This window comes from Undibacterium sp. Ji83W (assembly GCF_049340385.1).
In the GTDB taxonomy this organism is placed as follows: Bacteria; Pseudomonadota; Gammaproteobacteria; order Burkholderiales; family Burkholderiaceae_D; genus Undibacterium.
In genome coordinates this window covers 1-579 of sequence record NZ_JBMPOZ010000067.1, presented here as the reverse complement: position 1 = coordinate 579, position 579 = coordinate 1, and the positions used below count along the sequence as shown (strand labels likewise).

General features: G+C 54.4%; 1 protein-coding gene. It reads left to right on the top strand.

The features are described from left to right. Window positions 1–579, top strand: a 579-nt coding sequence (locus ACO0LD_RS31765; protein WP_423013532.1) for an HlyD family efflux transporter periplasmic adaptor subunit, incomplete at both ends; no start/stop codon positions are given.

Sequence of the window (579 nt, the reverse complement as noted above, 5' to 3'; positions counted from 1 at the left end):
AAACCCTGCAAGGCAATGGCTATGTCTCTGCAGCCCAGACCCAGCAAAAGCAGGAAGACTTGCTCGACATCAGCACCCGCCTGAGTACTTTGCAGCGCAGTAAAACCCAGTTACAGGCTAACCAGATCGCCCTGCAATCAGAACTCGATACTTTATCGAATAGCCTGGCAACCGACCTGACGCAAATAGCAAGAGCCAAAGCCAGCCTCAAGCAAGAAGTCGCAGAAAATGCCAGCCGTCAGGCCGTGCAAATCACGGCAACGCAGGCAGGCACGGTAAGTGCACTGACCAACCAGCCAGGACAAGCCATCAATGCCGGGCAAGTGCTGGCCAACCTGATACCTGTAGATATCAAGACTGCTAACGCTGGCAATACCAGCAAAGCAGAAGCAGGATCGCTGGAAGCCCATCTGTATGTACCCAGCAGAACGGCAGGCTTCATCCAGCCGGGACAAGAAGTATTGATACGCTATGCAGCCTTTCCTTACCAAAAGTTTGGCCTGCATACAGCCACCGTCGTTGATGTCAGTCGCACCCCCTTTGCCCCGGCAGAACTGCCAGCGCACTTGGCAAGCACGA